Below are 24,448 nucleotides of genomic sequence, written 5' to 3'. Positions count from 1 at the left end.
GAGGCGGAGCCAACGTCCGTGCGCTGAGCAATCAGCCGAGGAGATACCGATGAGCGCCCCTGCCCTTGCTACCCTGCCGTTGGTCTTCGAGCCCGGCTTCGAACAGATTCCCGATGACGAAGCGCAGACCAGCCAGGAGCTGGCCGACACGCTGCGCACCATCATGCAGACCACCTTCGAACATCGCGGCCACGCCGACCGCAGCGTGCACGCCAAGGGCCACGGCCTGCTGGAAGGCCAGGTGACGGTCCTGGACGATCTGCCGCCCCACCTGGCCCAAGGGGCGTTCGCCAAACCGGGTACGTTCCAAGCGTACCTGCGCTTTTCGACCAACCCGGGCGACATCCTCGACGACAAGGTCTCCACACCCCGTGGCCTGGCGCTGAAGATGGTGGGCGTCGAAGGCGCGCGTCTGCCGGGCAGCGAAGGCGACGTGACCCAGGACTTCGTCATGCAGAACGCCAAGGCCTTCACCGCCGCTACCCCCAAGGACTTCCTCAAGACCTTGAAGCTGCTGGCCAAGACCACCGACAAGATGCCGCGCACCAAGCAGGTGATGTCGGCGGTGCTGCGTGGCGTGGAAGCCACGATCGAAGCGGTGGGCGGCGAAAGCGGCACGCTCAAGAGCCTGGGCGGCCACCCGCAAACCCACATTCTGGGCGAAAGTTTCTCAACCGTCGTGCCGGTGCTGTACGGGCCCTACTACGCCAAGGTGGCGCTGGTGCCGGTGGCACCGGCGCTGACCGCCCTCACCGACCAGCACGTCGACTTCGAGGGCGACCCCAATGGTTTGCGGACAGCGGTCAGCGCGTTCTTCGAGCAGCACGGCGGCACGTGGGAAGTGCGCGTGCAGTTGGCGACCGACCTGGAGCAGATGCCGATCGAAGACGCTTCGGTGCAATGGCCTGAAGACCTCAGCCCGTACGTGACCGTCGCGCGCCTCGACGTGGCGGCGCAGCCGACCTGGTCGGAGGAAAAGGTGCGTGCCATCGACGACGGCATGGCGTTCAGCCCCTGGCACGGCCTGGCGGCACACCGCCCGATTGGCGGTGTCATGCGCTCGCGCAAGCCTTCCTATGAGATGTCGTCGGGCTTTCGCGCGAGCCACAACGGCTGCCCGATGCACGAACCGCGCAAATAAATTTAAACCTTTGCTCGCCTACGCGGATCAACCAGAGGCAACGTTTTGCCCCTGCCTCATTGAACACTGAGCACAGGCGGCTTCATGAACAGACCTTTTCGGAGACACCATGAGCTCGACACTGACAGGCAAACGCGTACTGATCATCACTTCCGACACCGGCATCGAGCGCGACGAACTGCTCAAGCCTCTCGAAGCCCTGAAAGCCCAAGGCGCTGAAGTGACCCATGCGTCGATCGGAGGCGCCGACACGCAGACCTTCCTGCAGGACACCGAGAAGGATCGCGTGGTCAAGTCTGACACCAAGATGGCCGACGTCAAGGCCAACGACTACCACGCTCTGGTCATCCCGGGCGGCACCGTCAACGCCGACAACCTGCGCCAGGACCAGGACGCCCTGCGCCTGATCAAGGCCTTCAGCGGCACCGGTAAAGTGGTTGCTGCCATCTGCCATGGTCCCTGGGCTTTGATCGATGCCGGTGTGATCGAAGGCAAAACCCTGACCTCGTTCGCCAGCGTCAAGACCGACCTGGTCAACGCCAAAGGCAAGTGGGTCGATGTCGAAGTTCAAACCTGCGACGCCAACGGCTGGCACCTCATCACCTCGCGCACCCCGAAAGACCTGGATGCCTTCAACGACGCCATCACCAAAGCGTTGGCCTGAGTCGTGACTTGCCCTTCCAGCCTCGCTGGAGGGGCAAATGCAGGAGGATCGAGGAATTCCTGCAATGCCGTGATGTCACAGCGAGATCGGAGGGGTTTTCGTAGGACCATTTACAGGCCCTGATTACCCTGCAAGTACCCGTACATAGAGCATCCGCAATGATCGAAGCCCCATCGCCGGCCCGCGCACCGCACATCCTCCTGGTGGAGGACGAACGCATGATCCGCGACCTGATCGTATTCGCGCTGGAAGATTTGGGCGCCACCGTCAAAGCGGTGGAAACTGCCGACGAAGGCTTTGCCGCACTGGAGCTGGCCCCTTGGTCGTTGCTGCTGACGGATGTGCAGACCCCGGGCGAGCTCGACGGCATGCAGTTGGCCTGGCGCGCCCAGGAGCGCTCTCCCGGTCTGGGTCTGGTGGTGATGAGCGGCTATCACGACGGCTTCAACATGCCATTGCCCGAGGGCGCCGTGTTCCTGCCCAAACCCTGGTCGATCGATCAGTTCTACCAAGTGATCGAGGGCCAACTGGCCCGACGTTCTTCGCTGCGCCCGGCGGCCTGAGCATTGCACCGGGCAGCCTGCCCGGTAAACAATCGCCGCCTGTTGGCGCGACTTGCATCGCGCTTTTTCGCCGTCTTGTATGTTGGAATCTCTCATGGATCTGCAACGTCGTCACAATGTGCACGTGTCTGGCAGCGGCGACGCTACATTGATCTTCTCCCACGGCTTTGGCTGCGACCAGGCCATGTGGCGCTTCCTGCTCCCCCACTTCGCCCAGCGCTACCGCACCATCAGCTATGACCTGATCGGTGCCGGCGGGTCCGACCTCAGCGCCTACGACCCGCACCGCTACGGTGAGCTGTGGGGTTATGCCGCCGACCTCAACGCCTTGATCGACCGCTTCGCCGAAGGCACGGTGATGCTCGTCGGCCATTCGGTCAGCGCGATGATCGGCGCCTTGGCCGACCGCCTGCATCCCGGCCGCGTGGCGGCCCATGTGATGATCGGCCCCTCGCCCTGCTACATCGACGATGACGGCTATGTCGGCGGCTTCAGCCGGGTCGACATCGAGTCGTTGCTCGATACGCTCGACAGCAACTACCTGGGCTGGTCGAGCACCATGGCGCCGGTGATCATGGGTGCGCCCGGCGAACCCGAGCTGGGCCAGGAACTGACCAACAGCTTCTGCCGCACGGACCCTGACATCGCCCGCCATTTCGCCCGCGTGACCTTCCTCTCGGACAACCGCGAAGACGTGGCCGGCCTGCCGACGCCGACCTTGATCCTGCAATCGACCGACGACATCATCGCCCCTCAGGCCGTCGGTCACTATTTGCACGAAGTGCTGCCCAACAGCGAGCTGGCCATCGTGCCCAACATCGGGCACTGCCCGCACATGAGCGCGCCCAGCGCCTGCGCAGCTGCCATGGACGCCTTCCTGGCCAATAGGATTGGCCATCATGCTGGTCGGTGAGCGTTGCCTGCCGGACGCCGAGGCGCTCTTGGACCAAGCCCCTTGCGGGCTGGTGGTCACGGCCGAGGACGGCACCATCCTGCGCTACAACCAGACGTTTTCGCGCTGGCTCGGCCTCGAGCCGCCTGCACTGCTGGGTAGACGTTTCCAAGATCTGCTCACCGTCGGTGGGCGGATTTTCCACCAGACCCACTGGGCGCCGCTGATGCGCATGCAAGGCTCGGTCGCCGAGGTCAAGCTGGAGATGCGGCATGCCGATGGCCACCTGATCACCATGCTGCTCAACGGCGTACGCCGCGAAACGCAACACGGCGTGCACTACGAGCTGGCGATGTTCGGCACGGTCGACCGCGACCGCTACGAGCGCGAACTGCTCGGTGCGCGTAAACGCGCAGAGCAACTGCTGGCCGAGCGCACCGCCGCCGACCTCGCCTTGCAGGCGACCCGCGCCGAGCTCGCCGAGGCCTATGAGCATGCCGAGCGTCGTGCCACCTTGGCCGAGCAGATGGTAGCGGTCGCCAGCCACGACCTGAAGAATCCGCTGACCGCGATCAAGATGGCCACAGGGCTGCTGGCCCGTGGCGGCTGGGCGGCCCGCCAGACGCAACTGATCAGCACCATCAGCCAGTCGTGCGACCGCGCCGAGCGGATGATCGCCGACCTGCTCGACCTGGCCTCGGTACGCCTGGGCCAAGGTATCCACATCCAGCAGCAACGCATGGACTTGCAAAGGCTGATAGACGACGGCGTCGACGAGTGGCGCATCGCCCTGCCCCAGGCATGCATCCGCCACCTCGCCAAGGGCAAAGGCGCCGCCTGGGTCGACCCTGACAGGCTGCATCAGGCTTTGGGCAACCTGGTGGGCAATGCCGCCGCCTACGGCGACCTGCAGCACGGCATCACCCTGACCAGCGACATCCGCGAAGGCTTCGTCACGCTGTGTGTGCACAACCACGGCCCAGTGATCCCGGAGCCGCTGGCCCAGCAGCTCTTCGAGCCCATGACCCGTGCCACCGACCGCAGTGCCGGGGTCCGCTCGGTGGGGCTGGGGCTGTTCATCGTCAAGGAGATCGTCTCGGCCCATGGCGGAGCGATCGGCGTTCATTCCAGCGCGGCGGCGGGGACCACCTTCACCCTGCGCCTGCCCGACGTTTCATCGACCGAGTATCCTGAGAGCCGCTGCATGAACCCAATCGATCAGCTTGAGCAGAACATCGAGCGCCTTGGCCGCCTGGCCGACGCCCTGGAGACCATCGCCCCCTGCCCCACCTCGCGCCTGCTGCTGGTGACTTGGTTGGCCGAACACTTGCGCAGTGAGGCCGAGGCCGACGCGATCGACCGCCTGCTGCCCGAACTGCCGGCGCCATTGGTGGCCGACTACCGTGCCTGGATCAGCAAAGGCGGCGCCTAGACCCTTCGTCCGTCATCGCCACGCAGTACCTCGCCCAGCCCGACTGGGCGTAAAGCGACCAGCAGGATTGCGATTCGCCGACCGTACGTGCCGTCCGAGGCAGCAGCTAACACGTATGATCCAATGCGCTCCTGCAGACCGCTCGCCCCCTCCACCTGAACTTTGTCCACTGCCAAGGCTTCCTCTGCATTAGACGATTTCGTCTCTACGCCTGAGCAGGAGCTATGCACCATGAGAGCATTGACGTACCACGGGGCAAACGACGTTAAGGTCGACACCGTTCCCGATCCCGTACTCCAAGAACCGGACGACATCATCCTCAAGGTCACCGCGACGGCTATCTGCGGTTCTGACTTGCACCTCTACCGCGGCAAGATCCCGCATACCGAGCACGGTGACATCTTCGGCCACGAGTTCATGGGCGAAGTGGTGGACGTCGGACGTGGCGTGACGGCTGTGCAGCCCGGTGACAACGTGGTGATTCCGTTCGTGATCGCCTGCGGTAGCTGTTTCTTCTGCAACCTTGACCAGTTCGCCGCCTGTGAGACCACCAACACAGGACGTGGCGCGATCCTCAACAAGAAGCAGATTCCGCCAGGCGCCGCGCTGTTCGGCTTCAGCCACCTCTATGGCGGCATCCCGGGCGGTCAAGCCGAGTACGTGCGCGTGCCCAAAGGCAACGTCGGCCCCTTCAAAGTGCCCAACACACTGCCCAACCACAAAGTCCTGTTTCTTTCCGACATTCTCCCCACGGCTTGGCAGGCGGTAATCAATGCCGGTGTCACCCAAGGGTCTAGCCTGGCCATCTATGGCGCAGGCCCTGTCGGCTTGCTCAGCGCAGCCTGCGCACGCAAACTCGGCGCCGAACAGATCTTCATGGTGGACGACAACGACTATCGCCTGACCTATGCCAACAAGGCCTATGGCGTGATCCCGATCAACTTCGCCGAAGACGACGATCCCGCCCAGACCATCATCAGCCAGACGCCCGGCCAAAGGGGCGTGGCGGCCGTGATCGACGCGGTGGGCTTCGAAGCCAAGGGCAGCACCACCGAGACCATCCTCACCACCCTCAAGCTCGAGGGCAGCAGCGGCAAGGTACTGCGCCAGTGCATCGCCGCCGTACGCCGTGGCGGTGTGGTGAGCGTGCCGGGCGTGTACGCCGGGTTCATCCACGGTTTCCTGTTCGGCGATGCCTTCGACAAAGGCCTGACCTTCAAAATGGGCCAGACCCACGTGCAGCGCTACCTGCCCGAGCTGCTCAGCTACATCGAGGACGGCAGCCTGAGACCGGATGAGATCGTCACGCATACCCTGGCGCTGGAAGAGGCGGCACTGGGCTACGATCTGTTCGACAAACAACAAGACAACTGCCGCAAGGTGATCCTGGTTCCGGGCGCCGCCGCAGGTACGCTGGGAGATGACCATGTCCGCGCCTGAACACGCCAAATCCGCCATCGCTGCGCTCGACCCGGCCACGGGCATGAAAATCGGGCAACGTTATCGGGTAGAGCCCAACGAAAGTGGCCACGCTTTCGAAGGCTTCTTCCTCGATGGCAAATACTTCCTCGATGCCGATCTGCTGACGGCGGTCGGCTGGCTGGAAGGCCAGCGCTTCATTTATGACCAGGTCGATGGCAAAGGCGAGCCTGTGTTCCCCGAACGTCATGCGGGGGATATCAGCGATCTGAACTTGGCCGTGATCGATGGGCCGGTGCTGGCCTTGACGCCGATGGATGAAATCGAGGATCAAGCGACGGTCGGGGCGGAAGCAGATACCGATGCCGGTGCCGATGCCGAAGAATCACAGCCGAAAAAAACTTCCGCGAAGCGTGCCGAAGGACAATCCGACCAAACGGCCGATACCGGTGAGTCTGGAAAAACCGGCCAGGACGAAGACATTGTCGGAAAGCGGAAGACGAGCGCTGGCGGTGACGCTGCTGGGAATGCAGGCGATGCAGATGGTGCAGATGGTGCAGACCATACCGACGATGCCGGTGGCACCAGCGGTTCGGATAAGTCCGAATCCGACACTTGCCCGGTAAGCCCCTCCACCAACCTGCTGTTGACTGGCTTTGCCGGCCTCGCACTAGGTTTGCTGATCGGCATATCGATCGGCCGTCGCGATCGTTGAGACTGTCGCCGCCTTTTCATCGAGGGCGGCGGTTCTTGACCCATCCATACCAAACCGGAGTTCTGACTGGAAAATTGCAGCGCCCTGGCTGGCGCCAGTCCGTCTAGCCTTGGTAGCGTCTGTTGGGGCTGCTGCGCAGCCCATCGCGGCTAAAGCCGCTCCTACAAAAAAAAGGCGTCATTCCTCAAGAAACACTGAAGTCTCACCCATAAAAAAGACGCCATCCCGATTAAGCGACTGAAGCCGGTCCTGCAAAATAGCGTCACCCGCTAAAGCGACTGAAGCCACTCCCGCAGAATAGACATGATTCTGTGGGAGCGGCTTCAGTCGCGATGGACCGCAGAGCGGTCCCAAGTGCCTTCACTACCGGCATAGGCCCAAAGCACCCGTCTTAAAGCACGCCGTCACTAGGTCACTGCTTGGCAGCTTCCTTGTCGTGAGCAGCGTCGCCACCGTGTGCAGCGGCCAGCTTACGCGCGGCCTCCAGGTGTTCTTTCAACTTAGGCAGCGTCTCACCGGCGAAGGCTTTCACTTCGGCGTCTTTACCCTCGTTCACTTCTTCCTGGAACAGCTTGACGGTGTCTTCGTGCGCCTTGACCTGGTTGTTGGCATAGGAGCGGTCGAACGACTCCTCACGAATATCGAGGATCAGCTTTTTGGCTTTATCCAACAGCTCAGCGTCGGTCGCGACCTTGATGTTCTTCTGCTGGGCGATGGCCTTGAGCTTTGCGTTCGCCTTGGTGTGATCGTCGATCATCATCTGAGCGAAGGTCTTGATGTCGGCCGACTGGCTCTTTTCCAGCGCCAGTTTGCCAGCTTCCACTTCTGCAATGCCCTTGGCAGATGCTTCGTCGACGAAGTCGGCGGCGCTGGTGGCAGCCAGTGCTGCGTGGCTGGCGAAGGCGAACAGGACACCGCAGATACCGGCTTTGAGTTTGATGTTCATGCGTAACTCCTTGGGCTTGATTCCATTGAACAGTGAGGTGTTATGGGGTCAGACCCGCGCCTGAAGCGCGGGGTTCAGCATTTTTTGCGCCTCAACGAGCAGTCAGGTCGGCCTTGAGTCGCTGGCCGGCATAGGCCTGGGCTTGCTGGGCTTTTTCCACCACCGCAGCGGCGCCGAAGAACTCATGGGTGACACCTTCGTACACCTTGCGCTCGACGCTGACGCCCGCTTGGACCAGCGCCTGTTGCAGTTGCGCGCCGTCATCGCGCAGGGGGTCGATCTCGGCATTGATCAGGGTGACGGGCGCCAAACCACGCAGGTTGGCCTTGACCAGGCTGATACGCGGGTCCTGCACGTCGGCCGGCGTGCGGCTGATCTGGTCGACGAACCAGAGCATCATCGGACGGTTGAGCGGCATGGCATCGGCGTATTTTTCGTAGGATGCGGTGTGCGTATCGGCCTGGGCCACCGGATAGACCGCGAGGATGTGGCGCGGCGCAGGCAGGCCTGCATCACGCGCGGCAATTGCGGTTGCCACGGCCAGGTTGCCCCCCGCACTCTCTCCAGCCAAAGCCAGACGTTGAGGGTCGCCCTGCAGGGATTGTGCATGGGTGGTCAGCCATTTGTAGGCGGCCAAGGCGTCGTCATGGGCTGCAGGGAATTTGTATTCGGGGGCGCGGCGGTAGTCGACCGAGACCACTACGGCGTCGGCCTGCTTGGCCAGGCCGCGAGCGCCGGCGTCATACACGGTGCGATCGGCGATCACCCAGCCACCACCGTGGAAATACAGCACGACAGGATGCGGACCGCTACCTGCCGGGGTATAGACCGTTGCCGGCAGATTCCCCGCAGCGCCGGGTATGGTCACCTCGCGGGTGGTCACGCCGGGAACCAACGTTTGTGGATCGGTGCTGCGCTTGTCATCGGTGAGAACGCCCTTCACGGCGTCGGCCAGAGTCGGCTGTTGCCTCGCCTCGGGCGGTGCGGTCTTTTCGATGGCCTTGCCGTCGAGGCCGGCCAGTTTGTTGAGTACCGTCTGCATGTCCGCATCGGCGCGCAGCATGCTTTTGGTCCCGCTAACGGCCAACTCCGAGACCGAGCGCTTCTGCGGATCACGGGCGCAGCCACCGATGGCGACTGCCAGCCCCAGCAGGGTCGCCGCAGCCAAGTAATGATGTTTTTGCATGATGCTCTCCTGAACCTGGGCGGCGATCTGCGCCCTACTCATGTTCAGGTTCACACCGAGTGCGAGCGTTCAATAAAAAGCGCCGAGGCTGTACCAGCGGCGTCAGGTGACTTGGATATACACGGCATAACTGCCCAGCAGCATCCAGAACACCAGGAAGATCCACGGGGTACGCAGCGAGAACAGCAACGATTTCTTGTGGCCGGCACGCGAAGTCTCGGTTTCGCTGAACAGCGGCGTCTCGTCGTACATCAGGGTCATCATCGGCTGGCTGCGCAGCAAGTGGCTCTGCTTGATCTGCCAATGGTCGATGATCTTGTATGCAGCCCGAATACCGGGCCAGGCATTGAGGGAACTGAGTACACCAAGCAACGCCAGAAATGCGGGAACGATCATGGTGAACATCTTGCCCCACTCGGGGTTGAGGTTGCCCATGGCCGAGACGAAGGCGATCACCAGAAAGGATTGAGCGGCCAGATAGGCGTCGGTGCGGTTGGCGAGGATGCTGGTCTCGTATTGGATTTCGCTGCGGTAGAAATCCAGACGCTCCTTGAGCGTACCGAAGACATGGGTGTTACGCGCCTCGATCTCGTCTTCGGGAGTGGAGGGCGTGATGATCAGTGACACGGTCGGGCTCCTGCAGGATGTGCCTGCCTAGATGGACGCCTGCGTCCATCGCAGACACCGGGATGCTGAATAGAGCGGCGCGCCCTGGAAAGATTCAGTGCGGCTGACGGAGCTGGCTCCAACCTGCCGCATGCCGGGCGAACCGCAAGAATCTGCGCCTGCTGTCAGTCAGGTCGTGTCTTGCCTTGCTCACGGCCGGTCTGCTGCGCCGTGGATTCGTGTTCGCCCTCTTGGGTCGCATCGGGGCGATGGGCGTCGTTGTCGCGCTCCTGCTCACCTTTGGACGGGCCGGCAGGTGGGCGAGCGTCGGGCAGTTTGCTGTCGTTCATGGGAACTCCTTAGCCTTTGCTGTGATTGGGTGAGGAAGGGCCAGTACCGGGCTTGATGCCGCGCGGCCCGGCGACGCCCCAGATGACCATGCCGAGCACCGGCAGCAGCACGACCAGCAAAGCCCAGAACAGCTTGGTGCCTGGCGACTTCTCGCTGCGAAACACGCTGACGATGATCCACAGGTCCACCAGCAACACGATCACTGCGCTACCGATCCAGACGTAGGTGTTGAGTTCGAACATGTCGCACGTCCTCCGTGATGCCTTATGCCAAAGCGGTTCGCACCGCCACTGGTACAGATGAAGGCGATCGGCGGGATAAAGTTCATCCGCAGTGGCACCTCCGGGACAGACGGAGTGTCAAAGGCGCTTCGATGCCCACAGCGCATCGTCGAATTCGCCATACAAGCCTGCGAGTCTGCCGCCATGAACCAACCTCCCCTACCGATGCATCCCTCATACGGTCTGCGCCCCCACCGCCCCGCCCGCCCCGCCCGCCGCTGGCGGACGGTTGCGCTAGTGGGAGGGCTCATCGCACTGGCGATGCTCGTGGGCCATGCAGGTCGCGCATGGTTGGGCACGGCTCTAGCGGTCAGCAGTGATGGACGGGTGCAAGTGGACTATGCCCGCGCAGTGCGCAGTGGCGCACCGCAGACACTGGACATCAGTGTCCGCGGCGAATCCGGCAAGGTAGTCAAATTGATCCTCGCAGGCCCGCTGTTGCGCGAATCGACCGTGGAACGGATCGACCCCGCTCCACAGGCCAGCCTGGGTGAGGGTAAAGCGCTACTGCTGCACCTGCCGGACGACGGCAGCGAACCGCGCCGCGTTCGGATAACGCTGCGCAGCCAAGCGACGGGCAGGTTGGAGGGTACGCTGCGTGCTGGGCCGGATAGCGTGGTGCGTTTAGGCACCTATCGCTACCCATGAAGCCCTGCGAGTCGCCCGCTTACTCGGTGGGCGACTCGGTGTTGATGTAGTCCGGGTGCTCGCCCAGCGAGAACGTCCGACGCTGCTCGCGACGCGCGTGCGGGCGGGCGGCAAGCGCTTGCAGGGTCTGTGGTTGGCCGGTCTCCAGCGCACGTTTGATCGCCATGATCACCCGCACGTCGCGCCAACCTTCGTCACCGTTGGCCTCCGGGCTTTGCCCGTTGAGGATGCAGTCGGAGAAGTAAGCGGTCTCGCCGGCGAACTGGTCTACCACAGGGCTGACGTGGACGCGGTTGTCGCCCTCCACTTCGGCGTGGTACTTGATCGCCACCCCTTCCCCATAACCGAAGCACGGTGAAGCATCGATCACGCCCTTGCTGCCCAGCAGCAGGAAGTGCTCGGCATCGGGCAAGGTGTAGCTGACGGTGAACTGCGCCAGACGCTCCTCGGGGAAACGCAGGTTGACGGTCACGGTATCCCAGGTCGAAATCTCGCTGCCGGGCGACTTGACGCCGATGGCCGACACTTCGATGGGCTCGGCGTTGAACAGTTGACGCACCATGTTCAGCGGGTACGGCCCCATGTCCAGAACCGGGCCGGCTGCGAAGCCGTCCTGAGCACGGTGGTTGCTCGGCTTGACCGTCTGCGTGAAGGTCGAAGTGAACAGCCTTGGATCACCGAAATCGCCGCCTTGCACGCGCTCGATCATGTCCACCGTGCCTGGCTCGCAGTGCAGGCGGTAGGCGATCATCAGCTTGGCCTTGGATTCGCGCTCGGCGTCGAGGATGGTCTGGCAATCCTCTTCGGTGCTGGCCATGGGCTTTTCCAGCAGCACGTGGATGCCCTTCTCCAGCGCAGGCACGACGAACTCGACGTGGCGGAAGTTGGGGGTGGCGACGTACACGGCGTCCACTTCGCCTGAGTCGAGCAGCTCGGCGTATTGCTCGTAGGAATAGGATTTGGCGCCGTACAGCTCGGCCAGCTGGTCGGCCTTGACCGGATCGCCGGTGACGATGGCGGTGATCACCGAGTTGTCGGTCTGGCCGACGCCGGGCATGAACGCGCCCTGGGAAATGGCGCCCGCGCCGACGACACCGTAGCGAATCTTGCGGTCTGGTTTAGGCATTGCATGCTCCTCGTTTGCGATCGATGTGTAATATGCACGAAGAGTGGGCAGTCGGTGGTTGCCGCGGGTTCCATCTTTTTCGCGGCGAGGCTTGCGCAGGCGCTCTAGCGTGAGGCTTGGAAGACTGGAAGAGGGGTCACCGACGCAAACGGCAGGCTGCGCATCGAGGCGGCGCGATGGGCAGCGACCTTGCGGATGGGCAGCACTCGATGCGACTGCCCCCTGCTCCGCCAAGCCCTATTGCAACCAGGGCGGCGGTGGCTCCTCACCCTTGCGCTCGGCCGGGCCGCGCTCGGCATCTTCCCGCGCCGCACGGCGTCGGGCGTCCTCGGCACGGGCCGCATCGATTTCGCGCAGCACGCCATGCACATCGGCATCGTGCTCGTCGTCGGCGAATTCGCCGGTCAACGGCGAATCGGGTTGCAACTCGCCCGCCTCGTACAACGCCCACATCTCACGGGCGTAGCGGGTACGCTTGAGCTCCGGGGCGAACTGGCCGAAATAGCTGCTCATGTTCGCCACGTCGCGCTCGAGCATGTCCAGGGCATGGTTGTTCGCGGCGGCGTCTACCGCTTGCGGCAGGTCGATGATCACCGGGCCGTCCGGGCCCAGCAGCACGTTGAATTCCGACAGGTCGCCGTGCACCAGCCCTGCGCAGAGCATCAGCACGATCTGGCGGATGACGAAGGCGTGGTATTCGCGCGCCTGCTCGGCTTCGAGGTGCACATCGTTCAGGCGCGGCGCGGCGTTGCCGTCGGCATCGACCACCAGTTCCATGAGCAGCACGCCGTCGAGGAAGTCATAGGGCTTGGGCACTCTAACGCCCGCCCCTGCCAGGCGGAACAGCGCCGCCACTTCGGCGTTCTGCCAAGCCTGCTCGGTTTCCTTGCGGCCGTACTTGGAACCGTTGCTCATGGCCCGGGCCTGGCGACTGTTGCGCACCTTGCGCCCTTCCTGGTACTGCGCGGCCTGGCGGAAGCTGCGCTTGTTGGCTTCCTTGTAGACCTTGGCGCAACGCACCTGCTGGCCGCAGCGCACGACATACACCGCCGCTTCCTTGCCGCTCATCAACGGGCGCAGCACCTCGTCGACCAGGCCGTCTTCGATCAGGGGTTCGATTCTTTTTGGCGTCTTCATCAGCTCGGGTCTGGGTCCTGTCCGGTCGGCCATGTGGGTATGGGTGGTCATCCTCTCATAGCGTGGAAGAACTTGCTCGGGTAAGGCGCCGCAGCCCGCCACCATTGAAAAAATATGCGGCCCGGGGCTGAATTATTTAGTGTCCATTTGTATCTCACCCCTGAGACCGGGCGTCCCTATCGAACGCATTGGCTCGGTCGTGCCAGGCACGTGAAAGGAAAACAGCAGAATGAAATTACGCAAGAAAAAAGTACGCCCCATCGGGCTCAAGGACATCACCATCGTCGACGACGTGAAGATGCGCAAAGCCATCTCCGCCGCCGCACTGGGCAACGCCATGGAATGGTTCGACTTCGGTGTGTACGGCTTCGTTGCCTTCGTTCTGGGTAAAGTCTTCTTCCCGGGTGCAGACCCCAGCGTGCAGATGATCGCGGCGTTGGCGACCTTCTCCGTGCCCTTCCTCATCCGCCCGCTGGGCGGCTTGGTGTTCGGCGCCATCGGCGATCGCATCGGGCGGCAGAAAGTGCTCGCCGCGACGATCATCATCATGTCGCTGAGCACCTTCGCCATCGGTGTCATACCCTCTTACGCGGCCATCGGCATCTGGGCGCCGATCCTGCTGCTGCTGGCCAAGATGGCCCAAGGCTTCTCGGTGGGCGGCGAGTACACCGGCGCGTCGATCTTCGTCGCCGAATACGCACCAGACCGCCGTCGTGGTTTCCTCGGCAGCTGGCTGGACTTCGGTTCCATCGCAGGCTTCGTGCTTGGTGCAGGCCTGGTGGTGCTGATTCAGAGCATGATCACCGAGGCGCAGTTCGAATCCTGGGGCTGGCGCATTCCGTTCCTGCTGGCGCTGCCGCTGGGTATCATCGGCCTGTACCTGCGCCACGCCGCCGAAGAAACTCCGGCCTTCCAGCAGCACGTCGACAGCCTGGAGCAAGGCGACCGCGACGGCCTGGCCTCCGGCCCGAAAGTCTCGTTCAAGGAAATCGCCACCAAGCATTGGCGCAGCCTGCTGACCTGCGTGGGTGTGGTCATCGCGACCAACGTCACGTACTACATGCTGCTCACCTACATGCCCAGCTACCTCACGCACAACCTGCACTACACCGAAAGCAGCGGGGTCATGATCATCATCGCGATCATGGTCGGCATGCTCTTCGTGCAGCCGGTGATCGGTTTCCTCAGCGACAAATGGGGCCGTCGCCCTTTCATCCTGGTCGGCAGCACCGGCCTGTTCGTGTTGGCGATTCCGGCGTTCAAACTGATCACCAGCGGCGACTCCGGCATGATCTTCGGCGGTTTGCTGATGCTGGCGATCCTGCTGAACTTCTTCATCGGCGTCATGGCCTCGACGCTGCCGGCGATGTTCCCCACGCACATCCGCTACAGCGCCCTGGCCAGCGCCTTCAACATTTCCGTGCTGATCGCCGGCATCACGCCGACATTGGCCGCGTGGTTGGTGGAAAGCACCAACGATCTGTTCATGCCGGCCTACTACCTGATGGTCATCGCCGTGATCGGCTTCGTCACCGCCGTCACCATGAAGGAAACCGCCAACAAGCCGCTGCGCGGCGCGGCGCCTTCGGCTTCGAACATCGAAGAAGCGCGTGAACTGCTCGAAGAGCACCACGACACCATCGAGCAGAAGATCGAAGACATCGACACGCAGATCGCCGAACTGGAAGCCAAGCGCGCCAGCCTGGCCCAGCAGCATCCACGCATCGACTGACCTGCTGTACCCCCGCCCGGGCCGCCTTGCGCGGCCCGCGCCTTTTGCACCACCCGCAGCGCCAGAGCTTCGCCTCTCCCCTGCCTCCAAGCCAGCGCGCCACCCATAGCCTTGCCCTTTGCGGCTCTCGTCCAAGCCTTGTGACATGGCTCTAGCCTGCCGCTCGCCGGTCAATTTTGCCCTCGCTGGCAGCGCCGGGTATCCTGACCCACTCGCGCACAGGAACCCCTCGACGATGACCTTGAACAGGCCTTTCTGGCTGCTCACCGCAGTCGTGCTGCTGAGCCCGACGACCCAGGCCCAACAGATCAAGCGTGAGCTTGGCGATTTCGATTTCACCCTGGCCACCACCCCCACGCGCACCATGGCCGAAGGCTTGATCTCGCCCGCCGCCGTCGGCTCGTTCCACGGCGGTGTGGACCTCAGCCACCCCAATGGCGTGTATTTCGGCCAGTACGCCCCGAGCATGGGCCTGACCAAAGCCTCGACCCTCAAGCTGGACAACTACGCCGGCTACAAGCAGGAATTCACTGACAGCCTCGGCTACGAAGTGGGCGTGATCCACTACACCCAGCCCAATCAGCCCGAAGCCAACAGCTACGCGCTGTACGGTGGTCTGTCGCTGTTCGGCAGCCGTTTCGGCGGGGCCTTCAACGACTCGCCCGACAACCGCACCGGCACACTGTTCGCCAACCTGGGGCGGCTGCCCTTGCTGGACGCCGACTTCACCCTGAAGGTCGCCCACCATCAGCTGGGTACGCCGTTCACCATCGGCGAAGCCGGGCAGATCGACAGCTTCAACGACTGGTCGCTGAAGTTCTCGCGCCCCTGGCGCGGGGTGGATCTGGACCTGGAGTACAGCAATTCGAGCCTGACCGGCAGCGGCTGCGATGCGTATTCGGGGATCAACAGCATGTGCGACAGCATGGTGACGTTGCGGGCGCAGCGGCGGTTTTTCTAAGGCGTTGTCTAAGACGTCCCTGAAGGGCCGGCCCGCACGCACTTTTCACTACAGCACAGCGTGGCCATGGCACTGAAGCCACTCGCCAACTTGTCATGTCGGGTACGGATCCGACGTTTTACCTGGAGCCAACCCAACAGCCGGTCGATCACCTTGCGCTTTAATGCGGCCTGGCGCCTCAGCGCTGAGGCTGTGTTGTGCGGTCGATGATCGCGCTCAGGAGGCGTTGACCATAAAGCCCGACTCCCAGTCCCGTCACGACAAGCACGACAGCGACCACCTTATCGAGTGACAGGTTCTCTTCGAAGAGGATGGCGGAACCGATCAGACCAAACACCGGCACCAGCAGCGATAACGGCGCGATCGTAGAGACCGGATAGCGTTTCATCAGGGAATTCCACACCCAGTAGCCGAACAGCGTGTTGGGGTAGACCTGAAACAGGATGGAAAGCACGGCCCGCGTGTCCACCTGGTCGATCAACGTTCGATACCCGGTCGTGCCGTTCAGTGCATAGTCGATAGCAAACAGCGCAATGGGTGAGAATGCGCTGGACCACACCAGAAAACCGAAGACTTGGGTGGTCCGGGCTTTCTTGCTGACCACGTTCGCCACGCTCCACGCCATCGCCCCCAGCAGTACCAGCGCCAAGCCAGTCAACGTAACGGTCCCGTCGGTAATGGGAATGATGCTGAGCAACCCGCAGAGGGCGATGACCATTCCGGCGATCTGATAACGCGACACGCTCTCCTTGAAGACCCTTGCCCCCAACAGAATGGTGAAAAACGCGCTGAATTGAAGCACCAGCGAAGCGATACCTGGCGATAGCCCTGATGTGATCCCCAGGTTGACCACACCCCACAAACCGACGCCGAAGATCAGCCCGTACCCAGCGATATAGCGCCACGGCACGTCAGGTTTAGGGATGAAGAAAATCGCGGGAAGCGCGCAAAGCGTGAACCGGATACCGGCCAGGATGAAAGGGTCGACGCGGGTCAAACCCAATTTGATCACCGAGAAGTTGAGGCCCCATACGGCAGTGATCGAAAGGGCGAGCAGCAGGTGTCTGAGCTTCACAGCGGTCTTCCCTGACGCGATGTCGGGCAACGGGAGGTCAAAAACCACAAGCCCCACGCGGTGGCGCTGATCGCGGCGCCCAACAGGCTGACGGCAGGCCATCCCCAGCGCGCGTAGGTTTGCGTTGCGGCGGTCGCCCCGAGTGCGCTGCCGGTGGAGTAGAAAAACATGTACACACCGACCATACGACTTTGGGCGTCCGGTCGTGCGGCGAAAATCAGACTCTGGTTGGTGACGTGAACGGCCTGGACGGCGAAGTCGAGCACGACGATCCCGCCGACGAGAGCCAACAGCGAGGTCTGGGCGAAGCCGATGGGCAACCATGACAGCGTCAACAGGCCCAAAGCCAAGCCGCTGACCCGCGAGCCCAGCCCTCGGTCCGCCCAGCCGCCGGCCCTCCTGGCGGCCAACGCGCCGGCCACGCCTGCCAAGCCGAACAACCCGATCACCGTATGCGGTAAAGAGAGCGGCGGCGCGCTCAGTGGCAGTACCAGCGCCGTCCACAACACGGAAAATGCAGCGAAGATCAGCAGCGCCAGCAGCCCCCTGATCTGTAGCACCGGTTCGTTCAGCAGCAGAGCGAACAGAGAGCGGATCAGCCCGGCATAACCGCCCTTGGTCTGTCGCGTCGGGATGTCGGGCACGTATTTGTACACTACCGCAGCGAGGGCCAGCATCAGCCCTGAGGAGACAAAGTAGACCGCTCGCCAACCGGCCAGGTCGGCGATCAGCCCCGCTATGAAACGTGCCAGAAGAATGCCCAGCACAATCCCGCTGGTGACGGTCCCGATAGCCTGCCCGCGTTGTGACGGCGCCGCCAGCACAGCCGAATAGGCCACCAGCACCTGCACGAGCACTGCCATCAGACCGACGCCGACCATGGCGGCCAGTAACACCGGCCATGTCGATGAAGCACCGACCGCAGCCAGTGCGAATGCGCACAGCACGATCTGAGTCAGTACGAGCCGCTTGCGGTTGACCAGATCGCCCAGAGGAACGAGCAGCAGCAACCCCAGCGCGTAACCGATCTGAGTCATCGTGACCACGATGCCAATCCGCTCCGTAGCGACGCCCAGGCTGTGCGCCATCGAGTCGAGCAAAGGCTGAGCGAAGTAGACGTTGGCGACCGCCAGTCCACAGGTCACCGAGAACAGCAGGGCGATGGACGGGGAAAGGCTGGTCAATCCTTGATCATCTTTCTGATCCCCACTCGAATGCACTCTGGCTGAGGCGAATTCTGAGGGTCGCGTCATCAGTGATTTTGACTTGGCTGTCATGACGGCCTCCATTGGAGTAATCTAGTTTCAAATTGAAACTCTATAGGATTGTTGCCCAATCCAATTTCAAATTGCAACCAAATTTGTGTGGTTGAGCGCTAGCCGCTCCAGACTCGTTACCGGAGGTTAAAAATGACCGGAACCGTATTTCACGACGGTCGCGAATGCCCAGTCGCAAGAACGCTTGAAGTGATCGGTGATCGTTGGTCGCTGTTGATCGTTCGCGATGCGTTCGACGATATCCGTCGCTTCAGCGAATTTCAGAAAAGCCTGGGCGTTGCGAGGAACATACTGACTTCGAGGCTCAAAGCGTTGGTCGAGGTGGGTGTCTTCGAAATCTGCCCGGCGTCGGACGGCAGTGCCTACAAGGAATACGTGCTAACGGACAAAGGGCGAGCGATCTTTCCGATCGTGGTCAGCCTGCGCCAGTGGGGTGAGCGCTTCCAGTTCGAACCCCATGAGACGCGCTCGGCGCTAGTGGACAAAGCATCAGGTGAGCCGTTGATGGCGATGGCCGTACGTTCTGCGAGCGGCAAACCGCTGGGGCCATCCGATTGCGAACGAGTCAGGATCGTCGCTCGGGATTTGTGAGTGGCCGCTTGTGGCCGAGGCCAGTGAAGGCATGTCCACTGCGCTGGTCGGCGCGTTTGAGCCGTCCGTCCGCAGCACGGGCGCGGAACCTGCTTGGACGCATCGCCGCCGCGCCCTCATCGGAAAAGGGGTATCGAGAAGGCAAAAAACCCGGCGCACCATGCGACCGGGTTTTGTCTTACAGCCCTTACGGCCCTTACAGGTTCAAATCGGCGTCCTTGTCGACATTATCCTGCCCCAACGGATCGATGTGCTCGGGATTGGCCGGGTCCTGACGCTTGTCGATCTGCGGCGGCGGGGTCAGCTCGAGGATCTTACTGGTGTACTCCCACTCCTCCTGGACCTTGACCGGGTCGTCGTTCAAGTGCGTGCCATAGGACGGCACGATCTGCTTGACCTTGTCCTGCCAGGCCGGGGTCGCCAGCTTGTCCTTGAACACTTTCTGCAGCAGGTCGAGCATGATCGGCGGCGCGGTGGAAGCGCCTGGCGAGGCGCCGAGCAGGCCGGCGATGGTGCCGTCCTTGGAGGTCACCACTTCGGTGCCCAGTTTGAGCACGCCGCCCTGTTCTTCGTCCTTCTTGATGATCTGCACGCGCTGGCCGGCTTGCCACAGGCGCCAGTCTTCCTTCTTGGCGTGGGGGAAGTAGGTCTGCAGCGCCGCGAAGCGATCGTCGTCCGATTGCATGACCTGGCCGACCAGGTACTTGACCAGGTCGAACTCACGCGCGCCCACCCGCACCATCGGCCAGGTGTTGTGCAGGGTCATGCTGCCGAACAGGTCGAGCAGCGAGCCTTCCTTGAGGAACTTGGTGGAGAAGGTCGCGAACGGTCCGAACAGGATCACGCGCTTGCCGTCCAGCACACGGGTGTCCAGGTGCGGTACCGACATGGGCGGTGCGCCGGTGGAAGCGATGCCGTAGGCCTTGGCCATGTGGCGCATGGCGACGTCCTGGTTCTCGGTGACCAGGAACGAGCCGCCGACCGGGAAGCCTGCGTATTCCTTGGCCTCGGGAATGCCGGACTTCTGCAGCAGGGTCAGCGCCTTGCCGCCAGCGCCGATGAACAGGAACTTGGCGTTGGTGGCGCCTGTGCTGCCGTCCTTGAGGTTCTTGTACTCGACGTGCCAGGTGCCGTCGTCGTTGCGGCTGATGTCCTGCACTTCGGTGGACACCTTGACGTCGATGTTCGGCCGGCTTTGCAGGTAGCTCACGTACTGGCGAGTGATCTCGCCGAAGTTGACGTCGGTGCCGATGGGCGTCCAGGTCACGGCGAGCTTCTGGCTCGGGTCGCGCCCTTCCATCATCAGCGGGACCCACTTGGCGATCTGCGTGTGGTCCTCGGAGTACTGCATCGGACGGAACAGCGGGCTGGCCTGAAGTGCTTCGTAGCGTTTCTTGAGGAAGCGAATGTTGTCGTCGCCCCAGACAAAGCTCATGTGCGGCGTGGAATTGATGAACGAGCGCGGGTTCTTCAACACGCCCTGCTTGACCTGCCAGGCCAGGAACTGACGGGTGATCTGGAACGACTCGTTGATCTCCACCGCTTTGGTGATGTCGATCTTGCCGTTCTTTTCCGGCGTGTAGTTCAGCTCGGCCAGGGCCGAGTGGCCGGTGCCGGCATTGTTCCAGCCGTTGGAGCTTTCTTCGGCGACCTTGTCCAGGCGCTCGACCATCTCCATCGACCATTCAGGCTCCAGCTCGTTGAGCCAGACCGCCAGGGTGGAGCTCATGATGCCGCCGCCCACCAGCATGACGTCTACCTGCTTGGTGTCGGCCGCCTGCGCGTTGCCCAGCGCAACTGCCACCGCCAGGCCCGTGAGTGCCTTGTGCATCGTTTTCCTGCCCTTCATACGTTCTCCCTCGAGGTCGAAAACGCCCCGATTGCTTTGATGTACCCCAGTCACTGGGCCGCCGGCCTTCCGGGCCGGCGACGAGTACGCCATGTCGCTTCGCGCGACGGGCTGCACACGGGGGCGAACACGCCCAGCCGCCTGCGGCGTGTGTTGTTGAAAGCCTCACCCCGTAGGAGTTCCGCAACCCGCCGAGCATAGGGCAAATCTGCCACTATCCGACCACCTGCACTTGCAAGCGGACCCGTCCGATAATACTGTATGAATATTCAGTACCAGGTGTATGCCATGCAATTGATCGCCAAGTTGGGCATCCTTGCCGATGCCGCCAAATACGATGCTTCCTGCGCCAGCAGCGGCGCCCCCAAGCGCAGTTCCAAGGGGCGTGACGGCCTTGGCGCGACCAACGGCATGGGCATCTGCCACAGCTATACGCCCGACGGCCGCTGTGTGTCGCTGCTCAAGATCCTGCTCACCAACTTCTGCCTGTACGACTGTCAATACTGCGTCAACCGCCGCTCCAGCAACGTGCCGCGCGCCCGCTTCAGTCCCGAAGAAGTGGTGCGCCTGACCCTGGACTTCTACCGGCGCAACTGCATCAGCGGGCTGTTTCTGAGCTCGGGCATCATCCGCTCGGCCGACTACACCATGGAGCAGTTGATCCGCGTGGCGCGGCTGCTGCGCGAAGAGCACAACTTCCGCGGCTACATCCACCTCAAGACCATTCCCGACGCCGACCCGCTGCTGATCGCCGAGGCCGGTCGGCTGGCCGACCGGCTCAGCGTCAACATCGAACTGCCCACCGATGAAAGCCTGCAACGCCTGGCGCCGGAAAAGAACGGCGGCACCATCCGCCAGGCCATGAGCGTCATCCACCAGGAGCAGTTGGCGGTGGCCGACGAACCCAGAGCACCGCGCTTCACCCCGGCGGGTCAAAGCACCCAGGTGATCGTCGGCGCCGACGCCACCGACGACAGCACCTTGCTGCGCAATGCCGAGTCGCTGTACCAGGGCTATGGCCTCAAGCGCGTCTATTACTCCGCCTTCAGCCCCATTCCCGACAGCCCGGACAGCGTGCCGTTGGCCGCCCCGCCGCTGCTGCGCGAGCATCGGCTGTACCAGGCCGACTTCCTCCTGCGCGGCTACGGCTACAACGCTGGCGAGCTGTTCGGCAAGTCGTCGAACCTGGCGTTGGACATCGATCCCAAACTGGCCTGGGCGCTGGCCAACCGCGAGCAGTTCCCGATGGACGTCAACCGCGCCGAGCCGGCGTTGCTGGCGCGCATCCCAGGCATCGGTCTGCGCAGCGTGCAGCGGCTGGTGGCGCTGCGCCGTGAGCGGCGCATCCGCTATGACGACCTGATCCAGTTGCGCTGCGTATTGGACAAGGCGCGGCCCTTCATCATCACCAGCGACTATCGCCCGTCCAACGGCGACCTGCGCAGCGGCCTGCTGCGCGAACGCCTGCGCGAGCCGCAGGCGCCAGTACAGATGGGTCTGTGGGGATGATCGCGCTCGACTGCGACGACCTCTTCGGGGTGTGGCGCAAACAGGCGCGGGCGTTGCTGGGCCATGGCATCGACCCGTCCCAGGTGACCTGGAACCAGGGGCCGATGGACGACCTGCTGGCGCAGCCGTTGCCTTTGCCTGAAGGCCCTGGGCCGTTCCGCGCCACGGTACCGGCGGCGCTGCTGGAGCAGCTGCAACAGGCCGCGCGTTACCACGGCGAACAGCGCTGGAATCTGTTGTACGAGGTGCTGTGGCGCGTGGCCCATGGCGACCGTACGGCGATGATGGCGGGCGACCGCTTGGGCAGCGAGTTGCAGCGGCGGATCAAGCAGGTGAGCCGTGAGGCGCATCACTTGCATGCGTTCGTACGCTTCGTGCCCCTGCCCGGCCCCTTGGCCGAGCGGCTGCAACTGGACCTGGTGGCCTGGCATGTGCCGGCCCACGACATTCTGGAAAGCGCCAGCGGGCATTTCGCCGAGCGGCTGGGGCGCCAACGCTGGCTGATCGCGACCGATCGGGACGGGGTGCTGTACGACGGCGCCAGGATGGACTACCGGCGCCAGTGCCCTGCCGAATGGCAACAGTGGGCGCAGCATGCCGACGATCCCGGTGCGGAGCTGTGGCGTACTTATTACCGGCATATCTTCAACCCTGCGCGACTCAACCCCGAAGTCTTGCGCCAGCACATGCCGGGCCGCTTCTGGCGGCATTTGCCCGAGGGCATGCTGATTCCGCAACTGGTCGGCCAGGCGCGGCACGGCAAGCAGCGCGACGGTCAGGCGCCGGAGGTGGCGCAACAGGCTGGCAAGCAAATTCAGAAGAAGGATTGATGTCGGCCCGTAACACGATTGTGTTCCCAGTCAAACCTTCGCTTCGCCAGGCATTTTTCGTATTAAGGCTATCGCGGCTGAAGCCGCTCCAACAAAATCCTGGTCTACTGAAAGAGCCACAATCATCGGCTTTTTACAGAACCACTTGTAGGAGCGGCCGGCCGGCGCTCCGGTTCAGCCGCGATGGGCGGCAGCGCCGCCCTGAATCGATAGTACCCATTGAGCCTGCTGCGCAGGCCATCGCGGCTGGTCGGAGCGCCGAACCGGCCGCTCCTGCAGGATTTTGGTCGGCTGCAAGACTTGGCGGCCGCGTATCCGTGGGTAGACCCATCTACGGTTGATGACAAGGCCATCTCCAGCAGACCTGCGGCACGGACTCGGTCGACTCCGTCGTACAGGACGAGCCGCAGCAGCTCTGCGCTACCAGACCCACAACCGTGCATGGCAAGCGCGCGGCTTCAAGCAAACAACCGCTGCAACATCACGCTGAGCGTTCGCTCCCTCAACATAGCCTGGTCCAAATACCGCTGAGCCGATTCGACGTGGCTTTGCAAGCGACGACGTACCTGGCTTTCCCCGCACAATGCCACCAGCGTCGATTTGCCATCGTCCTTGCCCTGATCCTTGCCACTGGATGGATCGCGATCGCGCAGGTCGTCACGCAATTGAAAGGCCTGGCCCAGCTCCAGCGCGAAATGCTGCAAAGGCGCACGCACGCTCGGCGAGGCATCGCCCAGATCGCAGGCCATGTCCATGATCGCCGAGAACAGCACGCCGGTCTTGAGCTGGTTGGTCTGGGCGATTTGCGCAGCGCTGCGCGCCTTGCCGCCATCGCGCAGATCCTGCAGCTGCCCTTTGACCAGCCCTTGCACACCGATGGCCTGCGACAGCGTGGTGACCAGACGGTTGCGCACTTCGGGCCGCACACCCTCGATGGCCGCCATGAGGCCGAAGGCGTGGCTGAGCAGGGCAATGGCGCTCAGCACGGCCACGTCTTCGCCGAAGGCCAGGTGCAGCGTGGCACGGCCACGGCGCAGCGCGGCGTTGTCCATGCACGGCAGATCGTCGAGCACCAGGGAAGCGGCGTGCACCAGCTCCACCGCGCAGGCCACGTCCATGGCGGCCGCACGTGAAGCGCCGAGGCCTTCGGCGGTCAGCACCAACAGCATCGGGCGCAGGCGTTTGCCCGGTGCCAGGCTGCATTCGCGCATGGCGGCTGCCACCAGGTCGCGGGCGTTGCCAGGCGCAGGCAAGACGGCGTCGAGACGGGCCTCGAACGCTTCACGCAACGGCTCTAGGGAGTGCGCAAGCCCGCACTCGGCGGCAAGCGGCGTGGTTGCTGTGGTCGTCATCCTGGCCTCTTCATTGTTGTGCGGCAGCTTTACTACGGTAGCAAGGAACGACTGGAACGTGCCGTTGCCTGATGCAATAACTCAAAGCTTAGCTATACAAGTTAATCCGTGTTGTACAACTCTTACCTCATGCACTGACCACGCATCCAGACAAATGATTCACCG

24 protein-coding genes are annotated in these 24,448 nt (G+C 63.0%); 13 read left to right on the top strand and 11 right to left on the bottom strand.

Annotated features, from left to right (window positions below):
- Positions 1 to 49 precede the first annotated feature (49 nt).
- From AA0Z93_RS18545 to AA0Z93_RS18515, 7 genes are all read left to right on the top strand, one after another.
- Positions 50 to 1,141 carry a catalase family protein gene (locus AA0Z93_RS18545; RefSeq protein WP_413047504.1) on the top strand — a complete coding sequence of 364 codons (1,092 nt, stop codon included), beginning with the start codon at positions 50 to 52 and terminating at the stop codon, positions 1,139 to 1,141.
- A 109-nt stretch (positions 1,142 to 1,250) separates the two neighbouring features.
- A complete protein-coding gene (locus tag AA0Z93_RS18540) occupies positions 1,251 to 1,805 on the top strand; it encodes a type 1 glutamine amidotransferase domain-containing protein (RefSeq protein WP_413047505.1) in 555 nt (184 codons plus the stop codon).
- 158 nt (positions 1,806 to 1,963) lie between these two features.
- Positions 1,964 to 2,368 carry a response regulator gene (locus AA0Z93_RS18535; RefSeq protein WP_413047506.1) on the top strand — a complete coding sequence of 135 codons (405 nt, stop codon included), beginning with the start codon at positions 1,964 to 1,966 and terminating at the stop codon, positions 2,366 to 2,368.
- Between the two features lie 94 nt (positions 2,369 to 2,462).
- Positions 2,463 to 3,281 carry an alpha/beta fold hydrolase gene (locus tag AA0Z93_RS18530; RefSeq protein ID WP_413047507.1) on the top strand — a complete coding sequence of 273 codons (819 nt, stop codon included), beginning with the start codon at positions 2,463 to 2,465 and terminating at the stop codon, positions 3,279 to 3,281.
- Positions 3,268 to 4,692, top strand: coding sequence for an ATP-binding protein (locus AA0Z93_RS18525; protein WP_413047508.1), 1,425 nt, complete (start codon positions 3,268 to 3,270; stop codon positions 4,690 to 4,692). Before AA0Z93_RS18530 ends, AA0Z93_RS18525 begins: the two co-directional genes overlap by 14 nt.
- A gap of 231 nt (positions 4,693 to 4,923) precedes the next feature.
- On the top strand, positions 4,924 to 6,132 hold the full coding sequence (locus AA0Z93_RS18520) for a zinc-dependent alcohol dehydrogenase (RefSeq protein WP_413047509.1): 1,209 nt from the start codon (positions 4,924 to 4,926) through the stop codon (positions 6,130 to 6,132).
- Positions 6,119 to 6,826: a hypothetical protein gene (locus AA0Z93_RS18515; RefSeq protein ID WP_413047510.1), complete on the top strand. Its 708-nt coding sequence runs from the start codon at positions 6,119 to 6,121 to the stop codon at positions 6,824 to 6,826. The genes AA0Z93_RS18520 and AA0Z93_RS18515 overlap by 14 nt, the downstream gene beginning before the upstream one ends.
- Before the next feature lie 412 nt (positions 6,827 to 7,238).
- Here the strand turns inward: AA0Z93_RS18515 and AA0Z93_RS18510 are convergent, their stop codons facing one another.
- The 5 genes from AA0Z93_RS18510 to AA0Z93_RS18490 all read right to left on the bottom strand — a co-directional run bounded on the left by AA0Z93_RS18510 (position 7,239) and on the right by AA0Z93_RS18490 (position 10,157).
- Complete coding sequence (locus AA0Z93_RS18510; RefSeq protein WP_413047511.1) at positions 7,239 to 7,772, bottom strand: DUF4142 domain-containing protein; 534 nt, start codon at positions 7,770 to 7,772, stop codon at positions 7,239 to 7,241.
- A gap of 91 nt (positions 7,773 to 7,863) precedes the next feature.
- Positions 7,864 to 8,958, bottom strand: a complete 1,095-nt coding sequence (locus tag AA0Z93_RS18505) for an alpha/beta hydrolase (RefSeq protein WP_413047512.1) — start codon at positions 8,956 to 8,958, stop codon at positions 7,864 to 7,866.
- 102 nt (positions 8,959 to 9,060) lie between these two features.
- Positions 9,061 to 9,585: a hypothetical protein gene (locus AA0Z93_RS18500; protein WP_413047513.1), complete on the bottom strand. Its 525-nt coding sequence runs from the start codon at positions 9,583 to 9,585 to the stop codon at positions 9,061 to 9,063.
- A 164-nt stretch (positions 9,586 to 9,749) separates the two neighbouring features.
- A complete protein-coding gene (locus AA0Z93_RS18495) occupies positions 9,750 to 9,914 on the bottom strand; it encodes a hypothetical protein (protein WP_413047514.1) in 165 nt (54 codons plus the stop codon).
- 9 nt (positions 9,915 to 9,923) lie between these two features.
- Complete coding sequence (locus AA0Z93_RS18490) at positions 9,924 to 10,157, bottom strand: PLDc N-terminal domain-containing protein (RefSeq protein ID WP_413047515.1); 234 nt, start codon at positions 10,155 to 10,157, stop codon at positions 9,924 to 9,926.
- 372 nt (positions 10,158 to 10,529) lie between these two features.
- Here AA0Z93_RS18490 and AA0Z93_RS18485 point away from each other — a divergent pair, with 372 nt between their 5' ends.
- Positions 10,530 to 10,844 (top strand): hypothetical protein, encoded by a 315-nt coding sequence (locus tag AA0Z93_RS18485; RefSeq protein WP_413047516.1) that lies wholly within the window; start codon positions 10,530 to 10,532, stop codon positions 10,842 to 10,844.
- 19 nt (positions 10,845 to 10,863) lie between these two features.
- Here AA0Z93_RS18485 and AA0Z93_RS18480 read toward each other — a convergent pair whose 3' ends face one another.
- Positions 10,864 to 11,970 carry a Gfo/Idh/MocA family protein gene (locus AA0Z93_RS18480; RefSeq protein WP_413047517.1) on the bottom strand — a complete coding sequence of 369 codons (1,107 nt, stop codon included), beginning with the start codon at positions 11,968 to 11,970 and terminating at the stop codon, positions 10,864 to 10,866.
- A 237-nt stretch (positions 11,971 to 12,207) separates the two neighbouring features.
- Positions 12,208 to 13,107, bottom strand: a complete 900-nt coding sequence (locus tag AA0Z93_RS18475) for a PA4780 family RIO1-like protein kinase (protein ID WP_413047518.1) — start codon at positions 13,105 to 13,107, stop codon at positions 12,208 to 12,210.
- Between the two features lie 229 nt (positions 13,108 to 13,336).
- Here AA0Z93_RS18475 and proP point away from each other — a divergent pair, with 229 nt between their 5' ends.
- The gene (gene proP / locus AA0Z93_RS18470) at positions 13,337 to 14,839 is read left to right on the top strand and encodes a glycine betaine/L-proline transporter ProP (protein ID WP_413047519.1); all 1,503 of its coding nucleotides are present in this window, start codon (positions 13,337 to 13,339) and stop codon (positions 14,837 to 14,839) included.
- Positions 14,840 to 15,080: 241 nt separating this feature from the next.
- Entirely contained in the window at positions 15,081 to 15,800 is a 720-nt protein-coding gene (locus AA0Z93_RS18465) for a TorF family putative porin (RefSeq protein ID WP_413048403.1), read from the top strand.
- A gap of 178 nt (positions 15,801 to 15,978) precedes the next feature.
- Here AA0Z93_RS18465 and AA0Z93_RS18460 read toward each other — a convergent pair whose 3' ends face one another.
- Both AA0Z93_RS18460 and AA0Z93_RS18455 read right to left on the bottom strand, forming a co-directional pair.
- Positions 15,979 to 16,875 (bottom strand): EamA family transporter, encoded by an 897-nt coding sequence (locus AA0Z93_RS18460; RefSeq protein ID WP_413047520.1) that lies wholly within the window; start codon positions 16,873 to 16,875, stop codon positions 15,979 to 15,981.
- Entirely contained in the window at positions 16,872 to 18,152 is a 1,281-nt protein-coding gene (locus tag AA0Z93_RS18455; RefSeq protein WP_413047521.1) for an MFS transporter, read from the bottom strand. The genes AA0Z93_RS18460 and AA0Z93_RS18455 overlap by 4 nt, the downstream gene beginning before the upstream one ends.
- 132 nt (positions 18,153 to 18,284) lie before the next feature.
- Between AA0Z93_RS18455 and AA0Z93_RS18450 the strand changes: the two genes are divergently transcribed.
- Positions 18,285 to 18,743 carry a winged helix-turn-helix transcriptional regulator gene (locus tag AA0Z93_RS18450; protein WP_413047522.1) on the top strand — a complete coding sequence of 153 codons (459 nt, stop codon included), beginning with the start codon at positions 18,285 to 18,287 and terminating at the stop codon, positions 18,741 to 18,743.
- A gap of 196 nt (positions 18,744 to 18,939) precedes the next feature.
- On the opposite strand, the gene mqo is transcribed toward AA0Z93_RS18450, so the two are convergent.
- On the bottom strand, positions 18,940 to 20,574 hold the full coding sequence (mqo, locus tag AA0Z93_RS18445) for a malate dehydrogenase (quinone) (protein WP_413047523.1): 1,635 nt from the start codon (positions 20,572 to 20,574) through the stop codon (positions 18,940 to 18,942).
- A gap of 306 nt (positions 20,575 to 20,880) precedes the next feature.
- Between mqo and AA0Z93_RS18440 the strand changes: the two genes are divergently transcribed.
- Both AA0Z93_RS18440 and AA0Z93_RS18435 read left to right on the top strand, forming a co-directional pair.
- Positions 20,881 to 22,101, top strand: a complete 1,221-nt coding sequence (locus tag AA0Z93_RS18440) for a putative DNA modification/repair radical SAM protein (RefSeq protein ID WP_413047524.1) — start codon at positions 20,881 to 20,883, stop codon at positions 22,099 to 22,101.
- The gene (locus tag AA0Z93_RS18435; RefSeq protein WP_413047525.1) at positions 22,092 to 22,931 is read left to right on the top strand and encodes a TIGR03915 family putative DNA repair protein; all 840 of its coding nucleotides are present in this window, start codon (positions 22,092 to 22,094) and stop codon (positions 22,929 to 22,931) included. Before AA0Z93_RS18440 ends, AA0Z93_RS18435 begins: the two co-directional genes overlap by 10 nt.
- Before the next feature lie 458 nt (positions 22,932 to 23,389).
- Here the strand turns inward: AA0Z93_RS18435 and AA0Z93_RS18430 are convergent, their stop codons facing one another.
- On the bottom strand, positions 23,390 to 24,283 hold the full coding sequence (locus tag AA0Z93_RS18430; protein WP_413047526.1) for a polyprenyl synthetase family protein: 894 nt from the start codon (positions 24,281 to 24,283) through the stop codon (positions 23,390 to 23,392).
- Positions 24,284 to 24,448: the final 165 nt, after the last annotated feature.

Source organism: Pseudomonas phoenicis (assembly GCF_047302395.1).
GTDB lineage: Bacteria > Pseudomonadota > Gammaproteobacteria > Pseudomonadales > Pseudomonadaceae > Aquipseudomonas.
Note: the sequence above shows the minus strand (reverse complement) of the source record. Positions and strands in the feature narration are given on the sequence as shown.